This is a genomic window from Pelagibacterium sp. (assembly GCF_048264985.1).
In the GTDB taxonomy this organism is placed as follows: Bacteria; Pseudomonadota; Alphaproteobacteria; order Rhizobiales; family Devosiaceae; genus Pelagibacterium.
This window is the reverse complement of record NZ_JBLXCL010000001.1, coordinates 1,540,868-1,564,016: the sequence shown is the minus strand read 5'-3', so window position 1 is coordinate 1,564,016 and position 23,149 is coordinate 1,540,868. Positions and strand designations below refer to the sequence as shown.

20 protein-coding genes are annotated in these 23,149 nt (G+C 55.4%); all 20 read right to left on the bottom strand.

What is annotated here, in order from left to right; translation table 11 throughout:
• Positions 1 to 68 precede the first annotated feature (68 nt).
• On the bottom strand, positions 69 to 944 hold the full coding sequence (locus ACN0TA_RS07710) for a phosphatidate cytidylyltransferase (RefSeq protein ID WP_417581432.1): 876 nt from the start codon (positions 942 to 944) through the stop codon (positions 69 to 71).
• Entirely contained in the window at positions 941 to 1,690 is a 750-nt protein-coding gene (locus tag ACN0TA_RS07705; RefSeq protein ID WP_417581430.1) for an isoprenyl transferase, read from the bottom strand. The genes ACN0TA_RS07710 and ACN0TA_RS07705 overlap by 4 nt, the downstream gene beginning before the upstream one ends.
• Before the next feature lie 35 nt (positions 1,691 to 1,725).
• Positions 1,726 to 2,286: a ribosome recycling factor gene (gene frr, locus ACN0TA_RS07700; RefSeq protein WP_417581428.1), complete on the bottom strand. Its 561-nt coding sequence runs from the start codon at positions 2,284 to 2,286 to the stop codon at positions 1,726 to 1,728.
• 96 nt (positions 2,287 to 2,382) lie between these two features.
• On the bottom strand, positions 2,383 to 3,096 hold the full coding sequence (pyrH, locus tag ACN0TA_RS07695; RefSeq protein WP_417581426.1) for a UMP kinase: 714 nt from the start codon (positions 3,094 to 3,096) through the stop codon (positions 2,383 to 2,385).
• A 58-nt stretch (positions 3,097 to 3,154) separates the two neighbouring features.
• A complete protein-coding gene (gene tsf, locus ACN0TA_RS07690; protein ID WP_417581424.1) occupies positions 3,155 to 4,081 on the bottom strand; it encodes a translation elongation factor Ts in 927 nt (308 codons plus the stop codon).
• A 99-nt stretch (positions 4,082 to 4,180) separates the two neighbouring features.
• Positions 4,181 to 4,981: a 30S ribosomal protein S2 gene (gene rpsB, locus ACN0TA_RS07685; RefSeq protein ID WP_417581422.1), complete on the bottom strand. Its 801-nt coding sequence runs from the start codon at positions 4,979 to 4,981 to the stop codon at positions 4,181 to 4,183.
• A 153-nt stretch (positions 4,982 to 5,134) separates the two neighbouring features.
• On the bottom strand, positions 5,135 to 8,578 hold the full coding sequence (dnaE, locus tag ACN0TA_RS07680) for a DNA polymerase III subunit alpha (RefSeq protein WP_417581420.1): 3,444 nt from the start codon (positions 8,576 to 8,578) through the stop codon (positions 5,135 to 5,137).
• Between the two features lie 454 nt (positions 8,579 to 9,032).
• Entirely contained in the window at positions 9,033 to 9,719 is a 687-nt protein-coding gene (locus ACN0TA_RS07675; protein WP_417581418.1) for an ABC transporter ATP-binding protein, read from the bottom strand.
• Positions 9,712 to 11,079: an ABC transporter permease gene (locus ACN0TA_RS07670; protein WP_417581416.1), complete on the bottom strand. Its 1,368-nt coding sequence runs from the start codon at positions 11,077 to 11,079 to the stop codon at positions 9,712 to 9,714. Before ACN0TA_RS07670 ends, ACN0TA_RS07675 begins: the two co-directional genes overlap by 8 nt.
• Positions 11,076 to 12,425, bottom strand: a complete 1,350-nt coding sequence (gene proS / locus ACN0TA_RS07665) for a proline--tRNA ligase (RefSeq protein WP_417581414.1) — start codon at positions 12,423 to 12,425, stop codon at positions 11,076 to 11,078. Before proS ends, ACN0TA_RS07670 begins: the two co-directional genes overlap by 4 nt.
• Positions 12,426 to 12,791: 366 nt before the next feature.
• Positions 12,792 to 13,037 carry a DUF1467 family protein gene (locus ACN0TA_RS07660; protein ID WP_417581412.1) on the bottom strand — a complete coding sequence of 82 codons (246 nt, stop codon included), beginning with the start codon at positions 13,035 to 13,037 and terminating at the stop codon, positions 12,792 to 12,794.
• Between the two features lie 8 nt (positions 13,038 to 13,045).
• A complete protein-coding gene (locus ACN0TA_RS07655) occupies positions 13,046 to 14,728 on the bottom strand; it encodes a ribonuclease J (protein WP_417581410.1) in 1,683 nt (560 codons plus the stop codon).
• A 60-nt stretch (positions 14,729 to 14,788) separates the two neighbouring features.
• A complete protein-coding gene (locus ACN0TA_RS07650) occupies positions 14,789 to 15,622 on the bottom strand; it encodes a biotin--[acetyl-CoA-carboxylase] ligase (RefSeq protein ID WP_417581408.1) in 834 nt (277 codons plus the stop codon).
• An 11-nt stretch (positions 15,623 to 15,633) separates the two neighbouring features.
• On the bottom strand, positions 15,634 to 17,079 hold the full coding sequence (nuoN, locus tag ACN0TA_RS07645) for an NADH-quinone oxidoreductase subunit NuoN (RefSeq protein WP_417581406.1): 1,446 nt from the start codon (positions 17,077 to 17,079) through the stop codon (positions 15,634 to 15,636).
• A gap of 9 nt (positions 17,080 to 17,088) precedes the next feature.
• Positions 17,089 to 18,648 (bottom strand): NADH-quinone oxidoreductase subunit M, encoded by a 1,560-nt coding sequence (locus ACN0TA_RS07640; protein ID WP_417581404.1) that lies wholly within the window; start codon positions 18,646 to 18,648, stop codon positions 17,089 to 17,091.
• Positions 18,645 to 20,603, bottom strand: a complete 1,959-nt coding sequence (nuoL, locus tag ACN0TA_RS07635; protein WP_417581402.1) for an NADH-quinone oxidoreductase subunit L — start codon at positions 20,601 to 20,603, stop codon at positions 18,645 to 18,647. Before nuoL ends, ACN0TA_RS07640 begins: the two co-directional genes overlap by 4 nt.
• Positions 20,604 to 20,610: 7 nt before the next feature.
• Complete coding sequence (gene nuoK / locus ACN0TA_RS07630) at positions 20,611 to 20,925, bottom strand: NADH-quinone oxidoreductase subunit NuoK (RefSeq protein WP_417582092.1); 315 nt, start codon at positions 20,923 to 20,925, stop codon at positions 20,611 to 20,613.
• A gap of 10 nt (positions 20,926 to 20,935) precedes the next feature.
• Positions 20,936 to 21,544 carry an NADH-quinone oxidoreductase subunit J gene (locus ACN0TA_RS07625; RefSeq protein ID WP_417581400.1) on the bottom strand — a complete coding sequence of 203 codons (609 nt, stop codon included), beginning with the start codon at positions 21,542 to 21,544 and terminating at the stop codon, positions 20,936 to 20,938.
• Between the two features lie 9 nt (positions 21,545 to 21,553).
• The gene (gene nuoI / locus ACN0TA_RS07620) at positions 21,554 to 22,042 is read right to left on the bottom strand and encodes an NADH-quinone oxidoreductase subunit NuoI (RefSeq protein ID WP_014130494.1); all 489 of its coding nucleotides are present in this window, start codon (positions 22,040 to 22,042) and stop codon (positions 21,554 to 21,556) included.
• A 13-nt stretch (positions 22,043 to 22,055) separates the two neighbouring features.
• On the bottom strand, positions 22,056 to 23,090 hold the full coding sequence (nuoH, locus tag ACN0TA_RS07615) for an NADH-quinone oxidoreductase subunit NuoH (RefSeq protein ID WP_417582090.1): 1,035 nt from the start codon (positions 23,088 to 23,090) through the stop codon (positions 22,056 to 22,058).
• Between the last annotated feature and the right edge of the window lie 59 nt (positions 23,091 to 23,149).

Sequence of the window (23,149 nt, the reverse complement as noted above, 5' to 3'; positions counted from 1 at the left end):
ATTCCCTTTCAAGCAATGCCGTCATATGCGGGGCATGCCTTGGTGTTCCATTGCGTCGAATTGGTGTCCTACCAGAACAAGATGCCCTGGGGTACCGCGCCAAGTCCGCGATTTGCCAAGCCAATGCACCACAGAACGATACCCGCCGATGTGAGGCTGTCGATTCGATCCATGAGGCCGCCATGCCCCGGGATGATGTCACCGCTGTCTTTGACGGCGAAGCGGCGCTTTACCGCACTCTCGGCCAAATCTCCGAGTTGACCGGAAATCGATATGACGACCGAGATCAAAAGACCGATTGCAAATGGCGATGGTGTATCGAGCGCCCACCCTGCAAGGAACCACACGGCTATTCCGCTCAGTGTCCCAGCGCACAATCCGCCAGCGGCTCCTGACCAGGTTTTCGACGGCGACACGTCGGGAGATAACTTGGTGCCGCCCACGATGCGACCGATAAAATAGGCGCCGATGTCGGTCATCCAGACGATCGATACCAAAAAGACACCAGCCCAGATTCCAACGCCTGAACTGCCGCGAATTGCGAGAAACGCAATTGTGGCGATGCCGAAAAAAACGATTCCACCAATGCGCCAATGTCGATTTGGTGCCTTGATGCCGACCGCAGCCACTATGGCAAAACCGAAGACTATAGAACTTGTCCAAGCACCATTCATGGGGTGCCCGACGGCGGCGATAGCAATTAGCCCCATAAAGAAAACCGCCGGCCAGGCAGATTGTCGGCCGGTGATCATCGTTTCCCACTCGCGGTAGGCGCCGGCCATAACCAGCGCGATCAACAACGCAAAGGGAATCCAACCTGCGATCAGAGCAATAGCAGTTAGGGGGATCAACACGATAGCCGACAGTAGACGTGGAAGCAGGTCCGGTCCGAAGGGCCATAGCTTTGCGTAAGCTTTTTTCGCCGCGCCTTCTTTTTCCGTCACGTCCTGATACCGCCAAATCGCCTGTCTCGCTTAGTGTAAGACTTGAGCGCGCGGACGAAAACCGATTCGTCGAATTCGGGCCAATTCTCCTCGACAAAGACGAGTTCGGCATAGGCGGATTGCCAGAGCAAAAAATTAGAGAGCCTCATCTCGCCGCTTGTCCGCAAAATGAGGTCGGGATCGGGCAGCCCTGATGTGTCGAGATGTTGATCGATTGTGCTTTCATCAATCTCTTCGAGCCGCAACTCTCCAGCGGAAACCTTACGCGCAATGGCTTTGGTTGCTGAAACAATCTCGGTTTTGGCACCATAGTTGAAGGCTATAACAAGATTGAGGCCGCTATTTCCCGCGGTACGGCTTTCGACATCGTCGATGGTGCCGCGCATTCCACGATCGAGCCCATCACGATCTCCGATAATCCGGATACGCACGTTTTGCGCATGCAGTTTTTCGAGATCCGACGATACAAAGCGCCGCAAAAGCCCGAAAATAAAACGGACCTCATCGGGAGGTCGCCGCCAGTTTTCGGCAGAAAACGAGAACAATGTAAGGCATTGCACGCCATATTCGATGGCAAAGCCAACTATGCGACGAACGGCCTCTACGCCTGCGCGATGCCCTTCGGAACGGCTTAGCCCTCGCTGATTAGCCCAGCGACCATTCCCATCCATGATCACGCCGAGATGACGCGGGATCTTTAAATCCCGCTGCGGCTCAATCGGTGCTGTTGCCGGATGTGTCGACATCGGTTTCCTCAGACCGGAACCAATCCGGCGCATGCCTAGACGTGCATGATTTCCTGTTCCTTGGCAGCCACGAGCTGATCGATCTCAGCAATCGCGTCGTCAGTTGCCTTCTGAACTCGGTCAGTCTCGTTGCGAGCATCGTCCTGGCCCATGTCGCCATCTTTCTCGAGCTTGCGAAGCAGCTCGATTCCGTCGCGGCGGACATGGCGTACGGCAACACGCGCCTGCTCGGCATATTGGTGGGCGACCTTGGAGAGCTCACGGCGACGCTCTTCGTTCAATTCGGGCAGTGGCACGCGGATAATTTGCCCCTCGGCCATGGGATTGAGACCGAGCGATGATTCGCGAATAGCTTTGTCGACAGCAGATGCCATTGATCGATCCCAAACCTGAACCGACAACATACGCGGCTCTGGCACGGAGACAGTGGCAACCTGATTGAGCGGCATCAAGGATCCATATGCATCGACCATGATTGGCTCAAGCAGGCTGGCGCTGGCGCGTCCGGTGCGCAGTCCTGCGAGGTCACCCTTCATCGATTCAATGGATTTCTTCATCCGCGTACGGAGGTTTTCGAGTGAGAATGCTTCGGACATCAAGTTTTCTCCCGGTCGCCTGCAGGGCACCACGGCCCGTTAGCCGCCTAACAATCCAGTCAGGCAATTATATGAATTTTGTTGGAGCACCCGGCGTCAGCCGACGCGCGTACTCGGGGTCCGGCCATCGAGAACGCCTACAAGGCCCTCTTTGTCCGACAAGGCGTAAACGATTATCGGCAAGCCGTTGTCGCGTGCAAGGGCAAATGCTGCAGTGTCCATGACCCGAAGGTCCTGGGCAATGACTTCCTCGTGGGAAATTGTGTCGAACCGGGTGGCCGCAGGATCTTTTTCGGGATCAGCCGAATAGACACCATCAACCTTGGTGCCTTTAAGCAGCACATCGCATCGCAGTTCGATGGCCTTCAGTGCTGCAGCAGTATCGGTCGTAAAGAACGGATTCCCCGTGCCGCCGGCACAAATTACAGTGGCACCACCTTCAAGCGCCGCAATCGCTGCACGCTGGGTGAATGTATCGCAGATCGAAGGCATGGAAACCGACGAAAAAACATGCGACCTCCCCCCCGCCCTGCGAATGGCATCACCTAATGCAAGAGAATTGATAATTGTCCCGAGCATACCCATGTGATCGCCGATCACACGGTCACCGCCTTTAGCGGCGACTGCCATGCCCCTGAATATATTTCCGCCACCAATAACAATGGCGACCTGCATGCCGGCCCTTGTCAGATCGACGATCTGACGTGCAACGGAATTGAGAAATTCAGGCTCTATTCCATATGACTGGTCTCCGGCGAGTGCTTCGCCGGAGACCTTGAGCAAGACGCGTGAATAGCCGGTTCTGGACATATATGTGTCCTGCTTTCGAGCTTATTGCGACAACGAATCCGAAAAAATTTCGGCTAAGTTACGCGGTGCCCGCAGCGGCGGCAACCTCGGCAGCGAAGTCCGATTCCTGCTTTTCGATACCTTCACCAAGAGCAAAGAGCACGTAACCGGCAACTTTGATCGGAGCGCCTACGTCTGCTTCAGCATTCTTGACGGCCTGTTCGACGGTGTTTTCGCCATCGATCACGAATGTCTGCGCGAGAAGAGTCACTTCCTCGTAATACTTGCGGATACGACCTTCGACCATCTTTTCGATGATATTATCAGGCTTTCCGGACTGGCGAGCTTGCTCGGAGAATACGGCGCGCTCCCGCTCAACAGCCTCTGGATCGAGATCAGCAGACGAAAGTGACAGCGGTTTGGTGGCAGCGACATGCATTGCGATCTGGCGGCCCAAAGCTGCAAGCTTTGTCTGGTCACCGGCAGATTCGAGCCCAACGAGCACACCAATGCGGCCCAAACCTTCAGAAATCGATGAATGGACGTAGCTACCGATTGCCCCCTGAGCGACTTCCATGACTGCAGCGCGGCGCAGAGTCATGTTTTCGCCGATCTTTGCGATCGCTTCCGTCAGCTCCTGAGAAACCGTACGGCCTGTTCCAGGGAATTGGGCAGCGCCAAGCGCTTCAACATCGCCATTCGCTTCCAACGCAAGCTTTGCAGAGTTCCGCACGATGCCCTGGAACTGTTCGTTACGGGCAACGAAATCGGTCTCAGAGTTGATTTCGACGATTGCTGCGCGATTGCCTTCAACGGCAATACCCACCAGACCCTCTGCAGCCACGCGATCTGCCTTCTTGGCAGCCTTGGCAAGACCCTTTGAGCGCAGCCAATCGACCGCAGCTTCAATATCGCCATTGGTTTCGGTGAGCGCCTTCTTGCAGTCCATCATGCCCACGCCGGTCATTTCGCGGAGCTGCTTCACATCTGCTGCACTGATTGACATCTCGGTACCTCTTTGTCTGCCCAGATCCCGCGCCAAGCGGCGCGGGATCATAGGCACGGATAATGATAAATGCGTGTCGGGGATATGACGCGCTGGCAATTATGCCTGCGCGGCTTCACCTTCGGCCGGCTGTTCTGCAGCGGGCTCCGCTTCGAGAGCAGGCTCTTCAAGAACCTCTTCAGAAGCACCGATGTCGCGCCCCATCGAAGATGACGAGCGGGCGATACCATCGATCGCAGCCTTGGAGACGAGCGAGAGATAAAGCTCGAGGGCACGCGCAGCGTCATCGTTGCCCGGGATTGGGTAATCAACGATGTCGGGATCACAGTTAGTGTCGACAATAGCAACGACGGGAATACCGAGACGACGGGCTTCCTTGATAGCGTTGGCTTCCTTGTTAGTGTCGATGACGAACATCAGATTCGGGATGTTACCCATGTCCTTGATGCCGCCCAAGTCACGTTCAAGACGTTCCTGCTCGCGGCTGCGCTGCAGACGTTCACGCTTGGTCAAGCCGGTCGCGCCCTCCGCCTGGAGCGATTCCAGCTCACGCAGACGTGCGATGGAGTTCGAAATTGTCTGCCAGTTGGTCAGCATACCGCCGAGCCAGCGCGAGTTGACGTAGTACTGAGCGCTCTGGCGGGCAGATTCCGCAACCAGCGGAGCGGCCTGGCGCTTGGTGCCGACAAACAGTACGCGGCCGCCATCTGCGACGGTGTCGCTGATGAGCTGAAGGGCGCGATACAGCGCTGGCACGGTCTGGCTCAGATCGATAATGTGAATGTCGTTACGAACGCCGAAAATGTAGCGTTCCATCTTGGGGTTCCAGCGGTGCTTCTGGTGACCGAAGTGGACGCCGGCCTCAAGCAATTGACGCATGGAAAAATCTGGCAATGCCATTTGGTATACTCCTTTACCGGTTATGCCTCTGCAAAGGAAAAGAGGCGGTTTCCCGCCACCGGATGGACCTGTTTAGACACAGGGCCGCCTTTGCATGTGGATTTGACGCTGCGGGCTATATAGCAGCCCCACTCATATGGCAAGCATTAGCGCCTAGTTCAAGCGAACATCAACCACGCCGGTGATCGCCTTTAGTCCACCGGCCAGTTGTGGCGTCAGGCGAAAATGGCCCGCCAATTCAATTTCATACTCGCGTTCGCCTTCATTGCGAACGAGAACAAGACTGACTACCCCTTCCCCCCCCGGTTGGAGCTGGGACTTGATCGGACCAAGACACCGTTCATTGCCGGCAAAAATCGTCATGCGTCTGCCGAGCTTTTCGACCGAAGCATCTATGGGTTCACAATTGATGAGACGAAGCCGGACACCGTCAGGTCGAGAATCGGCGCCAACTTCGAGCACTATTGAATTGCCCGGCTCCAGCCAGCGCCCGAAATCGCTGATCTGTTCGGAAAAGGCAATGCACTCGAAGGATCCGCTGGGGTCAGAGAACATCATTATCGCCATGGTCGATCCCTTGCGGGTACGGCGATCCTGGCGCGAGATCAAAGTTCCGGCCAAACGGCCTGCCACGGCACCGTTACGCGCCGAACGTTCGAAGGTGGACCATTGCTGGACCCGCAATTTTTCAAACAGCTCGCTATAGTCATCGAGTGGGTGCGCAGAGAGATAAAAGCCGATCGCCGCGTGTTCACGTGCCAAACGTTCAGTCAGGCTCCACGGTGCGATGTGCTCGGGAGGCTCGATCGCCTGTGGCTGGCTCGATGCAAACATATCAACAATACCGTCAGCCCGACCGCTGGTTTCGCGCTGGGCGGTGTTGACGATGGTGTCAATCACCTCGACCAGCCGCTCACGCCGCTTGTTCAGCAAGTCGAAAGCACCCGCGTTGATCAGGGTTTCGAGCGTCCGCTTATTGATAATTTTGGGATCTATGCGCGATGCAAAGTCAGCGAGATCCTTGAACGGGGAGTCACCGCGAACTTCGACGATATGTTCGGCAACGTTGCGCCCCACACCTTTAACTGCACAAAGCGAATAAAGAATGCGGCCATCGCGTACTGAGAAGTTGACTTCGGACCGGTTGATGCAGGGGGGCACAACCTCAATGCCCTTTTTCTGAGCCTCACGACGAAAATCGGATAGCTTGTCGGTCTGGGCCATATCGAGCGTCATTGACGCTGCATAAAACTGCTCTGGGTAGTGGGTCTTCAGATAGGCGGTCTGGTAGGACACCCAAGCGTAAGCGGCAGCGTGGCTCTTATTGAAGCCGTAATTGGCGAACTTGGCCAACAAATCAAAGATCGTGTCAGCTTGACCCTTCTTGATGCCGTTTCGAACTGCACCTTCCTGGAAACGGACACGCTGTTTGTCCATTTCCGCCTTGATCTTTTTCCCCATGGCCCGGCGCAGCATATCGGCTTCACCCAGCGAGTACCCGGCGAGAAGCTGAGCGATCTGCATCACCTGTTCCTGATAGACGATGATGCCATAGGTTTCATCGAGCACGGTCGCGAGGGTGTCATGTGGATACACGACCTTCTCGGTTCCATGCTTTCTGTTGATGAAGCTCGGAATGTTGTCCATGGGACCAGGGCGATAGAGCGCGTTCATCGCGATCAAATCTTCGATCCGGTCAGGCTTGAGCTCAACGAGAGAGCGTCGCATTCCCGGACTTTCAAACTGGAAAATGCCGTAGGTATCTCCATCGGCATAAAGCTTGTAAGTCGGGGCATCTTCAAGCGGTATGGCATCGATATCGAGATCGACGCCGATCTCCTTGACCATCTCCACTGCGTAGCGAATCGTAGTCAGTGTCTTGAGGCCGAGAAAGTCGAACTTGACCAGGCCCGCCGGCTCAACCCATTTGAGATTGTACTGGGTAACAGGCATGTCGGAGCGTGGATCGCGGTAGAGCGGCAGCAGTTTTTGCAGCGGGCGATCGCCGATCACAATGCCTGCGGCATGGGTCGAGGCGTGTCGGAACAATCCCTCAAGTTTGCCGGCAATTCGCAAAAGTTCGGCGACTGTTTCGTCTTCATCGCGCATCATTTGCAGACGCGGTTCGTCATTGATCGCCTGCGTCAAAGTCACAGGATTCGCAGGGTTGTTCGGTACCAGCTTGCAGATGCGATCAACCTGCCCATAGGGCATCTGAAGTACCCGGCCCACGTCACGCAGCGCAGCGCGCGGTTGAAGCGTTCCGAATGTGATGATCTGCGCAACTTGCTCATACCCATACTTGTCCTGAACGTAGCGAATGACCTCTTCGCGGCGTTCCTGACAGAAGTCGATATCAAAGTCGGGCATCGACACGCGCTCAGGATTGAGAAAGCGTTCGAAAAGCAAATTGTAGCGCAGCGGATCCAGATCGGTGATCGTAAGAGCATAGGCCACGAGCGAGCCCGCTCCGGACCCGCGACCAGGCCCGACAGGAATGTTGTGGGCCTTGGCCCATTTAATAAAATCTGCAACGATAAGGAAGTAGCCGGGAAACTTCATGTCCCGTATCACTTTTATCTCGAACTCCAGGCGATCTTCGTATTCCTGGGTCGTTCGGTCGGGCGCATGACCATAATCGGTCAGTCGTGCTTTAAGACCTTCGCGCGCTTGTCTGGCAAGTTCCTCGCCTTCCGCCGTAACGGCCTCTTCCTCGCCGACTCCATCCGCGGCTGCAAACTTCGGCAGAATCGGATCGTGGGTTCTTGGCCGGTAGCTGCAGCGTTGCGCGATCTCGACAGTATTTTCCAGCGCTTCGGGAAGGTCGGAAAACAGCGCAATCATTTCCTCGCGGGACTTGAAGCTATGTTGATCCGATAGCCGACGGCGTTCACTCTGGGCTACGACGGAACCGGCTGCAATCGCCAGCAGAGCATCATGAGAGTCGTAGTCTTCCTGCTTGGGGAAATAGGGCTCGTTCGTGGCCACCAGCGGCACACCGAGTTCATAGGCAAGTTCAACCAACCTCGGTTCGACGGCGTTTTCGAGCGGTCGGTCATGGCGCTGGAGTTCGACATAGAGCCGATCACCGAATACACGATGGAGTACGGTCAACCGTGCCTCTGCCTGCACATCCAGTCCAGCGGCGAGGTAAGGATCGATTGCCCCTTCCGGGCCCCCGGTCAGACACAGCAATCCCTGGGCGTTATCGACCAACCATTCGATATGGATCGCCGTGCGGCCATCACTGCCCTCCTGATATGCTCGGGAGACCAGCTCGGCGAGATTGGAAAATCCACCGGCATCCGCTGCAATCAGGACAACCGACCCCTTGCCAAGATTTACACGGTCGGAAGGTTTTTCTGAATCTGAGCCGAAATCGAGAGCCAACTCGCATCCGATAATGGGCTGAATGCCCTTCCCTGAAGCCTTCTCTGAAAATTCCAAAGCGCCGAACAGGTTATTTGTGTCTGCAATGCCGATTGCGGGCTGCCCGTCCGCTTTTGCCATATCCAAAATTGTCGCGAGGGGCAGCGCGCCCTCAAGCAGGGAAAATGCAGAGTGGACATGGAGATGAACGAAGCCGGGACCGGACATTGTTAGCTACCCGAATATATTGAACTGCCTTTGTGCCAGCCCAAGGTTCAAGAAGCCACCTTGAGAGCGGTTTATGCACAAAGAGGAATCAGACGAAGTAAGGCATCATATCCAGATAAACCAGTGTCACGCCACCAAAGGCCGTGAGCGAAACAAGAGCCATGAAATCCTTGACGAAATCGAGCATGGAAGCCTCCGTTACACAGTGTTTATGGTTTGTTCTTATAAATTCCCGTTTTGTTCTTGTCCACATTATTCACAGGACGCGCATTCCATTGGTTAAGAAACTCTTGCCCCCCCCCCTAACCGGCACGCCTATGCCAGAGCCAATGGGGTGATCTTTATGGCGCAGTAAGCAGGACCGTTCAGCAGCTCAGTAATGACCGACACGCCAGCCGCAGTTAGCCCCTGTCGCTGCCCCATCCAAATGCGGCGGCGGCCTGGATGGCATGTGTTAAAGCGTTGCGGGCTGGATCTTGCCGTCGACTATGGTCACGATCCGGTCGGCTTTGCGGGCCAGATCATGGTTATGGGTTGCGATGATGCAGCCGGCATTTTGTTGCCGTATGAGTTCTGCCAAAGCTGAAAACACCGTGTCCGAGGTGGTCGGGTCAAGATTGCCCGTAGGCTCGTCAGCAAGAATAAGGCTCGGCTTATTGGCTGATGCGCGGGCAATCGCTACACGCTGTTGTTCGCCACCCGAAAGTTCTGCGGGGCGATGGGTCGAGCGGTGCCCAATACCCATGGCATCAAGCAATTGTTTCGAGCGCGCGTCGCCATCGCGTTGACTTTCGCCAGCAATCAATTGCGGCATTGTTACATTTTCGAGCGCGCTGAACTCGGGAAGCAGATGATGGAATTGGTATACATAGCCAATCAAATGGCGGCGCAGCAATGTCCGCTGGCGATCAGCCAGCTTTGCCGTGCGTTCTCCATCGATATCAACATCGCCGCCCGTTGGGCGTTCAAGCAAACCACATATGTGCAGCAAGGTCGACTTGCCAGCGCCTGACGGAGCAATCAGCGCGACGATTTCACCACGCCGGATTGTGAGATCTGCCCCATTGAGGACATGAACAGCCCCTGCCCCGTCACCATAGGTCTGCTGCACATTCTTGAGTTCGAGAAGTACATCACTCATAGCGCAAAGCCTCTACAGGGTCATACTGTGCGGCGCGCCAAGCAGGATAGAGCGTTGCCAGGAAAGACAACCCAAGTGCCATCACAAGCACCACCGTCACTTCTACAGCATCGACGCGGGAAGGAAGCTGAGACAGCATGAACACTTCGGGCGGAAAGAGTGCCACGCCAATGACGTTGGAGACCCAGGCGCGAATGGTTTCGGCATTGACGGCCACAACCAGCCCAAGCAGAAATCCGGCAATTGTGCCAACAAAACCAATTGCGGTGCCAGTAATGCAGAAAATTCGCATAATTGAAGACCGTGTCGCGCCCATTGTGCGCAACACCGCGATATCGGCACCCTTGTCCTTAACGAGCATGACGAGGCTAGAAATGATATTGAAGGCGGCAACGAGGACAATCATTGATAGTATTGTGAACATCACAACGCGCTCGACCTGCAGCGCCGAGAAGAAAGTGGCGTTGCGCCGCTGCCAGTCGGTAAACACCATCGGCCGCCCTGCAGCCTGCTCAAGCACGAGCTGCATGTCCCAAGTGGCATCGGGGTCATCGAGAAACACTTCGACGGCTGTCGCTGTATAAATCCGTTCGTAGGCCGCATCGATTTCTTCATCGGTGGCCATGATGTCAGGCGCTTCCATGCCCTCGCGCAGGCGATCTTCGTAAAGCCGGAAATAATTCTGCGCGGTTCTGATCGGCATAAATATGAACAGCGAGTCGAATTCGACCATCCCAACGTCGAAAACGACATTGACGGGATAGGAGCGTATCTGCGGTGTTGAACCGAGCGGCGTACGCGGACCATCCGGCGTGACGATGGTTATTGTGTCGCCCACGGTCACGCCGAGCTGGGAAGCCATGCGGCCCCCAATGGCAACGCCCTGGAGATTGTCCCAGTCGTCCCAACCGCCAGACAACGCGCTCGAATAGAGCAAAGGAAGCTTTTCAATGTCGTCGAGCGTCATGCCGCGCACATTTGCGCCAGTCGAGTTGTATGTACCGGTGACCAGCGCCTGACCTTCTACAAACGCGACAGCCGACACGACCCCATCAATGCCCTGAAGTCTATCTCGCACCGCCTCATAGTCGTCGAAAGTCTCTTCGATTGGAAAGGCGGTGAAGTGGCCATTCAATCCGAGTATTTTTGACAGCAGCTCGTCGCGAAACCCGTTCATAACGCTCATGACCACAATAAGAGTTGCAACGCCTATGGCGATGCCAATCATTGTCAGGGCGGCGATGACAGAAATGAACGCATCACTCCGCCTTGCCCGCAAATAGCGGCCAGATACCAGCCACTCAAAGCGTGAAAATGGGCGCGTTCCCTTTTGTTGCCGGGCGGCGTCGACGGAGGTCAAATGGTATCTCTGCGTTCTGGCTCAATAAGCGCCTTGAGGCGGGCAATGGCGTCTTCGATGCCAATTGTTTCGCGTTCGCCGGATTTACGGTGTTTGATTTCCACTTCTCCTGACGCAAGGCCGCGCGGTCCAACGATCAACTGGAAGGGAATGCCAATAAGATCAGAGGTCGCGAATTTCTGGCCGGCACCAGTTGTACGGTCATCGTAAAGCGCATCAATCCCCGCAGCATTCAGTTGGCCATAGAGCTTTTCATTGGCGGCGTCACATTCAGCGTCGCCTGCCTTCAGGTTGATGAGCGTTACCTCGAACGGTGCCACTGATACCGGCCACACGATGCCATTCTCGTCATGACTGGCTTCGATAATCGCCGCCGCCAGGCGCGATGGGCCGATGCCATATGATCCCATGTGAACAGGCACTTCCTTGCCGTCCGGTCCCATCACCTTCGCCCCCATAGGCTCGGAGTACTTGGTGCCGAAATAGAAGATGTGCCCCACTTCAATACCACGTGCGGACACGCGCTTGTCCTCAGCTACATCACTTTCATATTCAGCCATATCGACCATTTCTTCTGTCGCAGCGTACAACGAGGTCCAATCTTCGAAGATGGGACTCAGATCCGCATTGAAGTCGGTGTCGGCTGAAGGAATTGGCTTTTCCAGAAGATCCCGGTGACAAAACACTTCGCTCTCGCCTGTGTCGGCAAGAACGATGAACTCGTGAGAAAGATCGCCACCGATCGGGCCCGTGTCAGCACGCATGGGTATGGCCGTCAGGCCGAGCCGATGAAAAGTGCGCAGATAGGCCACGAACATACGGTGATAAGAGCGGACTGCACCTTCCTGATCCAGATCGAACGAATAGGCATCCTTCATCAAAAACTCACGGGCTCGCATCGTCCCGAAGCGAGGGCGTACTTCGTCGCGGAACTTCCACTGGATGTGGTAGAGATTGAGCGGCAAGTCCTTGTAGGATTTTACATAGGTCCGGAAGATGTCAGTTATCATCTCCTCGTTGGTAGGACCGTAAAGCATCTCTCGTTCGTGACGATCCTCGATGCGAAGCATTTCCTTGCCATAGGCTTCGTACCGTCCACTTTCGCGCCAAAGATCGGCGGATTGAATGGTAGGCATCAGCAATTGGATAGCGCCAGAGCGGTTCTGCTCTTCTTCGATGATCTTCTCGATTTTGCGCAGCACCTTAAAACCGAGCGGCAGCCAGGAATAAAGGCCGGACGCCTGCTGTCGGATCATGCCGGCACGCAACATGAAACGATGAGACGTAATTTCCGCCTCTTTGGGCGTCTCTTTAAGGACGGGCAGGAAATAACGGGAAAGGCGCATGAGAACTCCGATTTGCCGGGAACCGACTCAAAGGCTCAATACCGGGCTGCGCAATCAAGCGCAAGGAACGTTCAAAAGGCAAGTCCGCCCGGCATCGATCAACTTCCTGTCGGTTTTTTGTCAGGACGCGACAATTGTCGAATTTTCTGCTTGTAGCGACAATTTGTCCTTGATAGGGTCCGCCCCATATAAAGAGAGGTGGGTACAACCTGCCGACGCTGACAATATCAAGGGAGGAGCACTGGCCGCCCGATCTGAGCGCTGTAAGACCAGTGGATTGTCGCGAAACTTTTTTTGAAATGCAGGGCTTTAGCCCTGCATTTTTTTGTTCTACATCAGCTGATTTGATCTGCTGAACTCCCGCCCTCAGCTCCAGTATTCTATCAACCAGGGCGATGTCATTCCCCAAAAGATCAGGACTGTCAGCACTGCTGAAATCAGTGTAGTTGCGAGCACTTTTTGCCATATGTGGACTTTGACCGGCGCGCCGGGATCGGTGCCGTCAAGCACCTCCCCGTCTTCATGCTGGCTTCGTACACCGAACGGAAGAACGGCAAAAAGCACTGTCCACCAAACGATGAAATAGATGGCGACGTAGGTAAACGGCTGCATTATCTAAGCTACACCTTATGAACGAAGACCTTGACGATAGGCTTGCGACCCCATGCGGCATTGAGTTCCGAGCGCACCGCACGACGAATCGCTTCCGCAAAACGGCCGGTATCTGAACGGCGTTTTTCCGGAAAGCTCTTGATCACTCCTCGGGCCGCTGAATGGGCGACAGCGCTGAGTGGATCGTCATCGTCTGCCAGTTCGGGAAGCCCGTCCAGATCGAATTCCGGACCTGAGACGATCTGCCCCTTGGAGTTGACCACGAGACTGACGATGGCAACGCCACCAAAGGCGAGCCGACGACGATCACGGACATTCGATTCTTCTGGCGTACACAACAGGTTGCCATCAAGATAAAGGATGCCCGTACGCACTTCGGCACGGTGGTGCTTGGTGTTGGGAAACAACTGGACCATGTCGCCGTTGCGGATCGAGAGGACAGTCTTGATGCCCTTTTCACGCGCGAATTTAGCGTGAGCTTCGAGATGCATGGGTTCGCCGTGGACCGGAATGAGGATGTCGGGCTCGAGCCATTCATAGAGTTGAGCCAGCTCATGTCGCCGCGGATGCCCGGAAACGTGGATCATCTCGTCACGCCCGGTGACAATCTGCACGCCCTTGTCGACCAGCTTGTTCTGAATATCGAGTACTGCCTTTTCGTTGCCCGGGATGGCCCAGGACGAAAAGATGGCCATATCTCCGGGCGAAAGATCAATGACAGGGTGGGAGCCGTCTGCAATGCGAGCCATCGCAGCACGCGACTCGCCCTGACTGCCTGTGGCGATCAGCACGACCTTGTCGCGGGGCAAGTATCCATAGGCGTCCTGATCGAGAAACTCGGGGACGCCCTCCATCAAACCCAACTCGCGTGCAATGCCGGCGATGCGATGAACCGCCCTGCCCGCGGCAACGACCTGCCGATCGGCCTTGGCCGCTGCATGAGCTATGGAAATCATGCGTCCGAGGTTCGAGGCAAAGATGGTCACAGCGACGCGGTTTTTTGCTGTCGCGATCAAGCGTTCAAGGTTGACCCCTACTTCTGTTTCCGAAGGGCTATCGCCTTCTTTCATCGCATTAGTAGAATCGCAGATCAGGGCGAGCGGTTTGCCATCCGATCCAATCTCCTTGAAGCGCTTTATGTTAGTGGGCGCGGTTCCGATCGGCGATGGGTCGATCTTCCAGTCACCCGTGTGAATAACACGACCGGCTGGTGTTTCGATCAACAGGGCGTTGGACTCGGGGATCGAATGAGAAACCTCAATCGGCTCAACCTTGAACGGTCCCACCTGAAAGGCAACGCCTGGCGTAAAGATCTGAACTTCGACATCATCTTCAATGTTGTTCGATATCCGCTTTGCCTTGAGCATGGCTGCGCCGAACCGACCGGCGAATACAGGCTTGTCGAAGGCCGGCCAGATATCGAGGATCGCACCGTAGTGATCTTCGTGAGCGTGTGTCAGCACGAGCCCGACGACATTATCGCTCTCTTCTTCGAGAAACGTTGGATCTGGCATTACCAACTCGATGCCAGGCAATTCGGGACCGCCAAAACTTACGCCGCAATCGACCACCAGCCATTTGCGATTATCAGCCGGGCCAAAACCGTAAAGCCCCATATTCATGCCGATCTCACCGACACCGCCAAGGGGCAGGAAGACCATTTCGTCCTGTCCGGACTGTTTATTTGCCATGGGCTATTGCGCGACCGGATGCCGGTCACGCCCTTTCAAAATTGAACGGCAATCGCCCTCTCAGCGCAGCGTTGCCGTGGTTCCAAAATGGACGTCGCCCGCTGCTATGGCGATACGATGTCCTTCATCGTCGCGGACAATCAGATGGCCCGCATCATCAATGGTTTCAAATACGCCGCGCAGCACACCGTCACCGCGCTTGACGGCAACCTCGGCACCAATCCCGGCAGCGCTTTCGCGCCAGAGACGGATAATGTTGCCTGTTCCGGCCCCATTGTTCCAAGTCTGGTAACACTCGACCCAACTTTCGGCCAGTGACTCAAAAACGGCTGCCGCATCGAACCGCACGCCCATTTCAGCCAGTGAGGTCGCAGGGTAAGGCAGCCCCTCAGGCGCCGCCGCGACATTTACACCGATGCCAACGACGATTGCCGTCCTGCCATCAGGGCGCTTTTGTGCTTCAAGCAGTATGCCAGCAATTTTGGCGCCATCGGCGAGCAAATCGTTTGGCCATTTCAGTGCTATCCGCGCGGCGCCCCCATCACTGACTCCATCGGCACCGTCGACCCCGCTGCGAATTGCGGCGGACGGTAAAAGCCGGGACAGTGCAGTGTTGAGCGCTACGCCCGCAACAAAACCCAAACCTGCAAGTCCCGACGCTGGTGCGTCCGGAACCATCATGAGCGATGCCGCCAGGTTTCCGTGTGGGCTTTCCCACGCGCGCCCGCGACGTCCCTTGCCCTCTGTTTGTTGTAGAGCTGCGTACCAGATCTTGCCTGCGTCGCCGGCCATCGCGGCACGCATAGCCTCGGCATTGGTCGAGCCAACGTTATCAAAGCCGATAACGCGATAACCGGCCTCGACAGCATTTTCAGGGAGCGGAAAGGCGACCACCCGACCCTACTCTAGAATAAGGAGTTGGCCGCACCGTTGGCTATAGCCGTCAAAGGCGCACCGACAGTGAAGAAGTAGCTGAGCACCAAAAAGCCAGTGATCGCCATGACCACCCGCAACTCAACTGCCGGCACTGCATAGGATTGTACAGGCTCGTCGAAATACATAACCTTTATGACGCGCAGATAGTAGAATGCACTGACGGCGCTTGCCAGCATGCCGATAACGGCCAGCACAAACAGCTGAGCTTCGATAGCCGCCAAAAACACCTGCCATTTAGCGAAGAAACCGGCAAGTGGCGGCAATCCAACCAGGGAGAACATGAAGAGCGCCAGAATGGCAGCAACGAACGGACGCGACTTCGAAAGGCCAGCGAGATCGTCAATGGTCTCGACGTAGCCATCCTCATTCTTGAGCGCGAGGATGCATGCGAACGTGCCGATCGTCATGGTAAGGTAGACTGCCATGTAAATGGCGACCCCTTCCACACCAATGATGTTACCTGCAGAAAGGCCGACAAGGGCGAACCCGACGTGTCCAATCGATGAATATGCAAGTAGCCGCTTGAGATTGTTCTGACCTATGGCAGCAAACGACGCCAGAACCATTGATGCGATCGAAATGAAGATTACAACCTGCTGCCAATCGCTGGCGATGGGTTCGAACCCGTCGAACACGACCCGGATAAGCAGGGCCATCGCGGCGACTTTGGGCGCCGACGCGAAAAACGCTGTGACCGGCGTAGGTGCACCTTCATAAACGTCCGGCGTCCACATGTGGAACGGCACTGCTGAGATCTTGAAAGCGAGGCCGGCAAGAAGGAACACAAGCCCGAACACAATACCCGGTGTCCGCTCACCGAGCGCAACCGCCTGGGCGATCTGATCGAGTTGAGTATGACCAGTAAAACCGTAAACCAACGAAGCGCCGTAAAGCAGCATGCCCGACGACAAGGCGCCCAGCACAAAATACTTCAGGCCGGCTTCGGTAGCCTTCCCGCTATCACGCTTGAATGAGGCGAGCACATAGAGGGCGAGCGACTGCAATTCGAGGCCCACATAGAGGCTCATCAAATCATTGGCCGAGACCATCATCATCATGCCGAGCGTCGCAAGGACGACAAGCACTGGATATTCGAACTTGTTAAGGCCGTTATCCGAGGCGCTGGACACAGATAGGACGAGCGCGAACGCCGATCCCACCAGGATAAGAACCTTCATGAAACGGGCAAAGCCATCATTAATGAATCCGCCCGAAAAGATCACACCTTCGGAAGGAAGGAACGACACCATAACCGCGATGGCGACCAGCAAACCGATAGCAATGCCCGTAATGCCCGTTGCAATTTCCTTCTTGGCGAACACGCCAATGAGCAAAAGCACCAACGCGCCAACGGCGAGCAGCATTTCGGGATAGGCGGGCGCCAGAGAGGCAAAACCGGCAAATTCAGACACCACATTCACCTCCTAATGAGTCGAGCTGGCAGGCACTGCTGCATCTGCAGCAGGCACCGTCACATCGACAAGCGCAGACATCGGTTCGATGCCAACAGCGGCCTGGTACTGATCAACAAGCGCGCCCACCGAAGTGGCCATCGCGTCCATCAAAGGCGCCGGATAGAAACCAAAGAGAATAGTGAGGATGATCAGGGGGACGATCGTCACCATCTCGCGAGCATTGAGGTCGAGAATTGACTTCAAGCTTTCCTTTTCAAGCGCACCCCAGACTATCTTGCGATAGAGCCAGAGCGCATAACATGCCGACAAGATCAGCCCTGTTGCCGCCAACACCGCAAACCATGTGTTGACTTGGAAAATACCCAAAAGCGTCAGGAACTCACCGACAAACCCGGACGTACCCGGTAGCCCAACATTGGCCATGGTGAATACCATGAAGGCAAATGCGTATCTGGGCATGCGCTCAACGAGTCCGCCATAGGCTGAGATATCGCGGGTATGCATGCGATCATAGATGACGCCGACCGAAAGAAAGAGCGCGCCCGAAACAATACCGTGCGAGATCATCTGAAAGATCGCGCCCTGAACACCGTAAACATTTCCTGCGAAAATACCCATCGTCACGAAACCCATATGCGCAACGGACGAATAGGCAATCAGCTTCTTGATGTCGGTCTGAACAAGCGCCACCAACGAGGTGATGATAATTGCTGCAACCGACAGGAAGAATACGAAGTTCGAAAAGTAGAGCGACGCATCTGGAAACATGGGCAGTGAAAAGCGCAGGAAGCCATAGCCGCCAAGCTTGAGCAGGATCGCCGCAAGAATGACAGAACCCGCAGTAGGCGCTTCCACGTGTGCTTCAGGTAGCCACCGGTGGAATGGCCACATTGGCATCTTCACGGCAAGCGATGCAAAGAAAGCCAACCAGAGCCAATACTGCACATTCTCCGGGAAGTCGTAATCCAGCAGTCGCGCGATATCGAGCGTTCCAGCCTGCCAATACATGGCCATGATGGCCAGCAGCATCAGGACAGAGCCGATGAAGGTATAAAAGAAGAACTTATACGACGCCTGAATACGCCGCTTGCCGCCCCAAATTCCGATGATGAGAAACATCGGAACAAGCGTACCCTCAAAGAACACATAGAACATGGCAAGATCGAGTGTCGAGAAGACCCCGATCATCAGCATCTCAAGAACCAGGAACAGCACCATGTATTCTCGAATGCGGAACGAGATCGAATCCCAGCTCGCAAGAATACACATGGGCATCAACAGCCCAGTCAGAACAATGAAAAGAACTGATATGCCATCCACACCCATGCGGTAGCCGATGACATCACCAAGCCATGGATGGTTCTGAACAAACTGGAAGTCCGCAGTCTCCGGATCGAACATGCCCCACATGACTAATGTGAACACGAAGGTCACAACGGTTGTGGCAAGCGCTATGCGCTTGATGTTGAGTTGCGCGACGGCGTCGCCACCCGGGGTTAACAGAATGAAGAAGGCCCCGACCAGCGGCAGAAAAGTAACGATGGTCAGGATGTTGTTTTCAAGGATCATCCCAGAAGTCCCCCGGCGGCGATGGCCCAAGTGATAAGGGCGGCAACGCCGATGAGCATGGCGAAGGCGTAGTGATAGAGATAACCGGACTGCAGACGGGTGACATATCCCGTCACCTGCCGGACGCGGCGACCGAGACCCTCCACAAGGGTCTGGTCGATCAACCAATCGTCGAAGCCCTTCCAGAGCGCTGTGCCAATCCAGCGCGCCGGCCGGACGAAGATGCGGTCATACAGCTCGTCGAAGTACCACTTATTGAGCAGGAACTTGTAGAGCAGCGGCTGTTCGGCGGCGAGCTGCCGTGGGGTATCCGGTTTGCGGATATACATGTACCAGGCGGTCACGAAGCCGATCAGCATGGCGACGGTTGCAGACCATTTGACCCAAGTCGGGACATGGTGGGCTTCATCGATTATGAGCTCGTCAACAATGATCGCACCATGGAAGAAGTGCTCAATATGCTCGGCGTGCCCGAAGAACACGTCATAGAAAACCACACCGGACAGGACAGCGCCTGCGGCCAGTACGTATAGCGGGATCAGCATTACGTTCGGGCTCTCGTGCGCGTGGTCAAAAGTGTGATGATCTGCGCGTGTCGGGCCATGGAATGTCAGGTGGACAAGGCGCCACGAGTAAAAGCTGGTAAACAGTGCCGCGATCACAAGCAACCAAAAGGCAAACGAGCCAGCGGTGCCACCGAAAGCGTATGACGCCTCGATAATGGCATCCTTGGAGAAGAAGCCTGCAAAACCGAACGATGTGCCTGGAATTCCCACCCCGGTAAGAGCCAAAGTACCAATGAGCATCATGGCATAGGTAATCGGGATCTTGCGTGCGATACCGCCCATGTTGCGCATGTCCTGCTCGTGATGCATCGCGTGGATCACTGAGCCTGCCCCAAGGAACAACAGAGCCTTGAAAAACGCATGCGTAAACAGATGGAAGATGCCCGCCGAATACGCACCAACACCCAGCGCCACGAACATGTATCCGAGCTGTGACATTGTCGAATAGGCGATGACGCGTTTGATATCGTTCTGAACAAGCCCGATTGTCGCCGCGCAGAATGCAGTTATTGCGCCGATATAGATGATGAATAGCGTCGCTGCCTCGCTCAGCTCAAACATCGGCGACAATCGCGCGACCATGAAGACACCTGCTGTCACCATCGTCGCCGCGTGAATTAGCGCGGAGACCGGTGTTGGGCCCTCCATGGCGTCGGGCAACCAAGTGTGCAGCAGAAACTGCGCGGACTTGCCCATGGCACCCATAAAGAGCAGCAGGCAAATGACGGTCATCGCATGCGCATCCCACCAAAGGAAAGGCATCGCTGCATCTGCAACGCCCGGTAGAGCGGCAAATGTCTCATCAAACCCCAAAGTGCCAACGAGAAAGAAAGTGCCAAAAATCCCTAGTGAAAATCCGAAGTCACCAACTCGGTTGACAACGAACGCCTTGACCGCAGCTGCGCGAGCCGACTCTTTTTTGTACCAGAAGCCGATTAGCAGATAGGATGCCAGGCCAACACCTTCCCAGCCGAAGAACATCTGGACGAAGTTGTCCGCAGTTACCAGCATTAGCATCGCAAAGGTGAAGAGCGATAGATAGGCGAAGAAGCGCGCGCGGTGCGGATCCTCGTGCATATAGCCGATGGAATAGAGGTGAACCAATGAGGAGACGGTGTTGACCACGACCAGCATTATTGCGGTCAGAGTATCAACACGCAGCACCCAGTCGATCTCGAGATCTCCTGAATGGATCCACGATAGAACGGTAATCTTATAGGCTTCCCCATCGCCCAGAAAGAACGGAAGGAAGACGATCCACGATAGAACTGCGGCAATCATCAGCAGCGATGTGGTGATGATCTCCGCGGGCTTGTGCCCGATGGCACGGCCAAAAAGGCCAGCCACCAGCGCGCCGATCAGCGGCAGGAATACGATTGCCTGGATCATGGCCGCCCTAGCCCTTCATCATGTTGACGTCATCTACCGCGATCGAGCCCCGATTGCGGAAGAAGATAACGAGGATCGCGAGGCCAATTGCTGCCTCCGCTGCTGCGACGGTCAGGATCAAAAGCGCGAAGATCTGCCCCACAAGGTCACCCTGATGAGCAGAAAACGCCACGAAGTTGATGTTGACTGCAAGCAGGATGAGTTCAATCGACATCAAGATAATGATGATGTTCTTGCGATTGAGAAATATCCCGAACACGCCAATGGTGAACAGAATGGCCGCTACGGTCAGGAAGTGACCGAGCCCGATTACCGGTGTCATCATAGTCCCCTTACAGCCCTTTTCCGCTCTCGACCTTGACGATCTCGACGCCCGTCGCCTTGGTCCGCGCAACCTGCGCAGCGATATCTTGACGCTTGACGTTCGGCTTGTGACGCAATGTCAGAACGATGGCTCCGATCATAGCCACCAGAAGCACGAGACCACACGCCTGGAAGAGATAAATGTAATTCGTATAGAGCACCCGCCCCAAAGCACGCGTATTTTCCACGCCGCCATCAATAGGCAGAACGCCACTCGATGCGGCATCCGGGGCGAGGTACGCAGAGCCGGCGACCAGCAAAAGCTCCAGGAGCAAAATGATGCCGACCACCACGCCAATCGGAGCGTATTGGAGGATGCCTTTGCGCAACTCTCCAAAGTCGACGTCGAGCATCATCACGACGAACAAGAAGAGTACAGCTACCGCGCCGACATAGACGACGATCAGGATCATCGCGAGAAACTCTGCTCCGGCCAGCATGAAGATACCTGCCGCATTGACGAATGCCAGAATGAGGAACAGTACCGAGTGGACGGGATTTCGCGACGAAATCACCATGATCGCCGACGCCACGACGACGGATGAAAACAGGTAAAAGAAAAACAGCGGCAAGGTCACCTGTCGCTCCTAACGGTACGGCGCATCAAGGGCGATATTGGCAGCGAGTTCACGCTCCCAACGGTCGCCATTGGCCAGAAGACGGTCCTTGGAGAAATAGAGCTCCTCGCGCGTCTCGGTTGCAAATTCAAAGTTCGGCCCTTCAACAATTGCATCGACAGGGCATGCTTCCTGACAGAAGCCGCAATAGATGCATTTGACCATGTCGATGTCGTAACGAACCGTACGCCGTGTGCCATCATTCTGGCGCGGCCCGGCTTCGATCGTGATTGCCTGGGCTGGACAGATCGCTTCGCACAGCTTGCAGGCGATGCAACGCTCTTCCCCGTTCGGGTAGCGGCGCAGCGCATGTTCTCCACGAAAGCGCGGTGAAACTTCACCCTTCTCGAACGGATAGTTGATGGTCGGTTTTGGCGCGAAGAAATAGCGCATGGCCAGGAAGAAGGTAGATACGAACTCCCTGAGCAGCAGAGCATCGAGAAACCGCAAGGCTTTCATTGTGGTTCTCTCCTTATGCCATGCCGCCGTGCCAGCCCCAGCCCGTAAGCTGAAGAACAAAGGCAACGACAACAATCATGAACAACGATATCGGCAGGAAGACTTTCCAGCCAAGACGCATCAATTGGTCATAGCGGTAGCGTGGGACGAAGGCCTTGACCATGGCAAACATGAAAAAGACCAGCGAGAGTTTGAGCACAAACCAGACAGCGCCTGGAACCCAAGTGAATGGCGGCAAGTCGATCGGCGCCGTCCAGCCACCAAGGAATAGAATCGTGGTCAGGGCGCACATGAGAATGATCGAAACATACTCGCCCAGCATGAACATCATGTATGGAGTCGAGCCATATTCCACCATGAAACCGGCGACCAGTTCGGATTCCGCTTCAGGAAGATCGAACGGCGGTCGATTTGTTTCGGCCAATGCTGAAATAAAGAAGATAATGAACATCGGGAACAGCGGCAGCCAGAACCAGTTCAGGAAGGTCAGCCAAGGCACACCAAGCATGTGTGCCAGACCGCCCGATTGCTGGGCCATCACAATGTGAGTGAGGTTGAGCGAACCGACGCACAATAGGACAGTAACAATCACGAAGCCGATCGAAACTTCGTACGAAACCATCTGAGCTGCGGAGCGAAGGGCGCCAAGGAATGGGTATTTCGAGTTGGAGGCCCAACCGCCCATGATGACGCCGTACACACCAAGCGACGAAATCGCCAGGATATAAAGGATTCCAATATTGACATCTGCAAGCGCCCAGCCCTCTGCGACGGGCACCACTGCCCAAGCGGAAAGCGCCAGAAGAACGGTGACGAGCGGCGCGAGGAGGAACACCGCCTTATCGGCGCCCGCAGGAATAACCGGTTCCTTGAAGACGAACTTGAGCAGATCGGCAAAGCTCTGGAACAAACCGAAAGCGCCGACAACGTTGGGTCCGCGACGGATTTGTACAGCCGCCCAGATCTTACGATCGGCAAGCAGGACGTAAGCTGTAAAAACCAGCAGGGTTACCAGCAGCAGGAGCGCTTTCCAGACAAACCCGATCATGGTGCCAAGTCCAAAAATCGGGGCACCGAACAGATAGTCGAGCGCGTATAAAATCCAGT